General features: G+C 72.7%; 4 protein-coding genes. All 4 read right to left on the bottom strand.

Features of this window, described 5'->3' with window-relative positions; all coding sequences use genetic code 11:
- Positions 1-35: 35 nt before the first annotated feature.
- On the bottom strand, positions 36-1232 hold the full coding sequence (locus tag NE235_RS36970; protein WP_252811571.1) for a GDSL-type esterase/lipase family protein: 1197 nt from the start codon (positions 1230-1232) through the stop codon (positions 36-38).
- Positions 1233-1291: 59 nt separating this feature from the next.
- Positions 1292-1384, bottom strand: coding sequence for a DUF397 domain-containing protein (locus tag NE235_RS38835; RefSeq protein WP_406567667.1), 93 nt, complete (start codon positions 1382-1384; stop codon positions 1292-1294).
- Positions 1381-2169, bottom strand: a complete 789-nt coding sequence (locus NE235_RS36965) for a helix-turn-helix domain-containing protein (protein ID WP_252811569.1) — start codon at positions 2167-2169, stop codon at positions 1381-1383. The genes NE235_RS38835 and NE235_RS36965 overlap by 4 nt, the downstream gene beginning before the upstream one ends.
- Positions 2170-3031: 862 nt before the next feature.
- The coding region (locus NE235_RS36960) for an SbcC/MukB-like Walker B domain-containing protein (protein WP_252811566.1) at positions 3032-5182 on the bottom strand (2151 nt) is incomplete at its 5' end.

Here is a 5182-nt window from a genome sequence, read left to right as displayed (position 1 = left end):
CCCCCCCCCCACGCCAGGGTTCTCCGGCCGGCGACTCAGGCGCGGTGGCCGTCGAACGGCCCGCCGGGGCCGAAGGCCGAGGCGGCGAAGCGTTCACCCATACGGCGGTGAGTGGCGGCGTCCGGGTGCAGCCGGTCGGGCAGGGGCAGCTCCGCGGCGTCCGCGTCGCCGTAGAGGTCGCGGCCGTCGAGGTAGTGGAGATTCGGGTCCTCGGCGGCCCGCTGCTTCACGATGCGGGAGAGCTCCTCGCGGATGACGCCGAGGGTGAGCTTCCCGAAGGGGACCTCCGCGGGGTCTCCCGCGGCCTTGAACCGCAGCACACCGGCGCTGAGATCGCTGAGGTCCGGTGCGCTGGGGCCGGGGGTGTCCTCGTGGATCGGGCAGAGGATGGGCGAGACGACGAGCAGCGGCGCGGTGGGGTGCCCCTCGCGGATGGTGTCGAGGAAGCCGTGCACCGCCGGGGTGAAGGCGCGCAGCCGCATCAAGTCGGCGTTGACCAGGTTGATGCCGATCTTGATGCTGATCAGGTCCGCGGGGGTGTCCCGCAGCGCGCGGGCGGTGAACGAGTCGAGCAGGGCGCTGCCGCCGAAACCGAGGTTGATCAGTTCGACGCCGCCCAGCGACGCGGCCAGCGCCGGCCAGGTCGTGGTGGGGCTCGCGGCGTTGGAACCGTGACTGATCGAGCTGCCGTGGTGCAGCCACACGCGGCGGTCCCCCGGCGGTACGGCCTCGACGGGCGCGTCGGTGCGCAGGGCGACCACCTGGGTGATCTCGTTGTACGGCAGCCAGATCTCGACGTCCTTGACCCGCTCGGGCAGGCCGGCGAACCGGACGGTGCCAGCGGGACCGGGCCGGGTCTCCGCCGAGCCGGTGGCCATGTCCATCATCAGGACGTTTCCGCCGGTCGTACTCGCCTGGCCGGCGAGCCGGCCGTCGATGAGCAGGTCGTACACGCCGTCCGGACGGGGCGGCGCGTCCTGGTAGGCCGGCTTGGTGCGCAGCGTGTCCAGCTCGATGGCGGTCGCCCGGGTGCGGAACACCAGGCGTACGCCGGAGGGCTGCGCCTCGGCCATGGCCAGCTGCCCGTCGGCGTACTGGGCGCGGGCCCGGGCGGGCAGCCGGTGCGGCAGTACGCCGTGCTCGGTGCGCTCCAGGTCGAGCGCGCCGCGCAGGAGGTCCGCGGTGATGGGCGTGGTGGTCCAGCCGGAATCGGCGTCGTGCTGGTGGTCCATACCCCCAGCCTGTCAACCGCCCGCCCGATCCGCACATCCTTATCCGGGCCCGAGGAGGATCAGGCTTGCCGCTCCTCCGTCACCGCGACCTCGACGCATTGGCTCCCCGTGTCGTTACTGCGACGGGACTTGCGCCACTCCAGGTTGCTCACGTACTCCAGAGCTCCTCTGCGATTCGGCGGATCAGATCTCTCGACATGTCCACGGGCAGGGCTTCGGTCCGGATCGACTCCCAGGACGACCCCACCGTAGCGAGATCCTCCGGTCGTGTGGAGACCGCTCCGCCAAAGGCGTTGTCCGCCTGAGCGGTTTCGCTCCCGTCCTCGGCTGTGGCCACGGCGAAAGGTCCTCTCACGCCGCGGTGGGCTCTGCTGGGAACGATCTGGATGTTGATGTTGTCGCGCTCGCTGAGCTTGAGAAGGTGCTGGAGTTGCTCGTACATCACTTGTGCTCCTCCGACGTTCCGGCGGAGCGCGCTCTCGTCCAGAACGCAGTACAGCGTCGGTGGCGGCGGGCTCTGTCGGCTGAGAACGTTCTGGCGCAGCATGCGTGCCTCAACGGCCGCCTCGTCGCCCCCCAGGAGCGCGTGGGCGTAGCCGGGCGTCTGGAATAGGCCGTAGATGAGGTCGATCTCGAAGACACGGAGCTGGACGGCGGTGTCCTCGACGGGGATCCAGTCGACGAACCAGGCGGGGTAGGCCGGGGTGCCCTTGCGCCAGTCGAGGGTGCGGGAGAGGGCGCCACCGGTGGTGAGGGCCTCGTCGGCGGCTTCGGCGAACTCCGGGGTGGCGGGCGCCTGACCGGTCTCGATGGAACTGATCAGCGACTCCGAACAGTAGATCTTCTCCGCGAGCTGGGCCTGGGTGAGGGAGGCCGCCTTGCGGTAGTGGCGTAGTTCGCGACCCCATATGGCTTGTGGGCTGTAGTACTGGTTCATTCGCGTTATCTCCTTTGTCGGAATTCAGGCGGCCCCAGCGATGATGACGCTCACTCCAGGTCATGGAATGGCAGGTGGAACGCTTCCCTAGAGTAAACGGTGACGCCAGCATTGAGGGGTCGATCACGACAACGTGAAAGGGCGATCATGGTCGCGGAAAATGGACGGGAAGAGGTCCAGGATTTGTGCCGGCGTCTCTCCATGGCGTGCGGCAGGGCCGGTCTCACGGCGGAGGAGATAGCGCCGACGCGCATTCGCGTCGGCTTCCCGGGGGCGGGCATGCTCGCCGAAATCATCCGGTGCATGCCGGACTCCTCGGAACGTCTGCACTGGTGGTGGTCGTGGGGCGACCCGATCTGCCCGGCCGAGGAGATCGACCAGGCGGTCGAGATGATCGTCCACGTCGTCAGGCCGGAATGATGGCCGACCGTCCCCCGCCGGACGCCATCGCGCGGCTCCGGCGCTCCATCGACCGTTTCCACGCCGCATTGCGCGCGGCACCGTACGGAGGCGTGTCGAGCATCGCCGAGTTGGCGTGGCTCAACGTGCTGATCGCAAAGTATCCGAACGAAGCACGCCGAATGATCAGCGACGCGACCCAAAGGAACTCGGCTCGGTGAATCCGGCGAATCGAACGCCGACATAAGGGGAACGTTTCAGAGCCCGTCTACTGAGGCGACAGAATTATCGCGTCAGTAGACAGGCTCTGAAACAATGCCCCTCCCCCGGCGCGGGGGTTGTCATCGCGCATAGGCGGCGATCACCTGGGCGCATTCCAAAGCCTCGGTCTTGGCCGTGTCGACACGGCCGGCTTCACGCTCTTCCCGGCCGGGCCGGTGGCCGCCGCGCTCGGGCCGTGGGCTCAGGAGATCGTCCCGGTTGTCCGCGCGGCCGTCGCGTCCTGACCGGCCCCGGTGACGGCGAGGGTCGAGCCCGTACGGGCCTTGCGGACCTGAAGCTGAGCGGGGATGCGGGTACGCAGCTCGGCGACGTGGCTGACGATGCCGACCGCGCGCCCGCCGTCGCGCAGGCCGTCGAGGACGTCCATCACCTCGTCGAGGGTCTCCTCGTCGAGCGTGCCGAACCCCTCGTCGACGAAGAGCGTGCGGATCTCCGCGCCGCCCGCCTCGGCGGTCACCACGTCGGCCAGGCCGAGGGCCAGGGCGAGCGAGGCGATGAAGGTCTCCCCGCCCGACAGGGTGGCCGGGTCACGGTGTTGTCCGGTCCAGCCGTCGATGACGCGCAGCCCCAGGCCGCCGGTGCCGTGGCGGCCCTTCTCCCCCGCGGCCCGCTCGACGGTGTGCTCCAGGACGTACCGGGCGGAGGACATGCGGGCCAGCCGCTGGTTGGCGGCGGCCACGACCTGCTCCAGCCTGGCGGCCAGGACGTACGCCGACAGCCGCATCCGCGCGGTGTTCACCGCGGGGTCGCCGGAGGCGAGGGCGGCCATCCGGGACACGAGCTCGTGATGCTCGGCGACGGGACGCCAGGCGGCGGCGTGCCCGCGGAGCTCGGCCGCGAGGGCGGCGAGCCGTTCGTGGCGGTGCCGGGCGCGGTCGCGCGCCGAGGCGACGGCCTGGTGGGTCCGGTCGGCGTCGGCGAGCGCGGCTTCGAGGGCGTCGAGGTCGGGCGGCGGCTCGGCGGCGGCCGCGGCCAGGTCCGGGTCGTTCAGGAGCGCCGTGACCCTAGCCTCCTCGTCGTCGTACGCCCTGGCCCGCCGGGTCAGCTCCTCGTGCGCCGCGTCGTCGAGGGTCGCGGAGCGCACGGCCTCGACGGAGGGGAAGCCCTCGGCCTCGGCGGCGTCGGCGGCCTCCCGCCGCGCGGCGTCGGCGTCGTCGGTGGCCGCGCGGAGCCGCTCGATCGCGGTGGCGGTGTCGCGGAGCAGGTCGGCCTCGTCGCCGAGCCGCCGGATCCGGGCCTCCAGGGTCGGGTCGCCGCCGCGCGCCTCGTCGAGGGCGGTTCGCAGGCGGAGCGCGTCGGCGGTCAGCGTGACGCGCAGCGTGCGGTTCTCCGCGAGCGCGGTCTTCACCTCGTCCTGCCGGTCGCGGGCCTCGTCGTACTCGGCGTCGACCTGGCGGAGGTCGTCCTCGAGCCGCTCGGCGTCGGCCGCGGCGGCCGTGAGGCCGATCAGCTCCTCGTCGGCGGCGGCGAGGGCGGCGCGCAGGTCGTCGGCGGAGTCGTCGCCGGCGTCGCGGGCCGCCGCCGTGTGCTCGGCGCGCAGCTCGGCGAGGCGGGCGGCGATCCGCTGCCGGTCCTCGGCGGCCTGCTCGTAGGCGGCCTGGGCGGCGGCCTCGGTGTCCTCGTCCGGGAGGTCCCGGTCCGCGGTGGCGGGCGCCGGATGCTCGGTGGATCCGCAGACGGCGCAGGGCTCTCCGGGCGTCAGCTCCCGGGCGAGCCGGGCGGCCATGCCCTGCAGCATCGCCTGGCGGATCTCCTGGAAGGCGTCCCGCGCCGCCTGGGCGGCGTCGGTCGCGGCGCGGTGCTCCTCCTCCGCCTCCGCGAGCTCCGCCGCGAGGGCGTCGCGTCGTACCGCGGCGTCCAGCCGCCGGCGGGCCGTCTCGACGGCGGACTCGGCCACGGGCCTGGCGGCGAGACGGGCACGCGTCCGCTCCAGCCGGTCGGCCAGGTCCTTGCGGTACCGCGGGGAGTCGGTGAGGAAGAGGACGAGCTCGGCCTCGGCCGCTTCGAGGTCCCGGCCGCCGTCCTCGGCGTCCTTCAGTTCCCGGTCGATGGCGGCGAGCCGTCGCTCGTCGTCGCGGCGCTGCTGGAGGACGGCGGCCTCCTCGCGGCGGGCGCGCTCCTCCTTGCGCATGACGTCGGCGTCGGCGGTGTCGGGGACGAGCCGGGTGACGGCGTCGCGCTGCCGGGCGACCGCGGCCGCGGCCTGGTCACGGCGGCCGGCGCGGGCCTCGGCGGCCTGCAGCAGCGGGAGGACGCGGCGGGCCCGCTCGGCGTCGCGGAGCGCGCCGGCCAGCGCGGCCCGCTCACCGGCCCGCTCGGCGAGGGCCGCGGC

Source organism: Actinoallomurus spadix (assembly GCF_024055725.1).
Classification (GTDB): domain Bacteria; phylum Actinomycetota; class Actinomycetes; order Streptosporangiales; family Streptosporangiaceae; genus Actinoallomurus; species Actinoallomurus spadix.
Note: the sequence above shows the minus strand (reverse complement) of the source record. Positions and strands in the feature narration are given on the sequence as shown.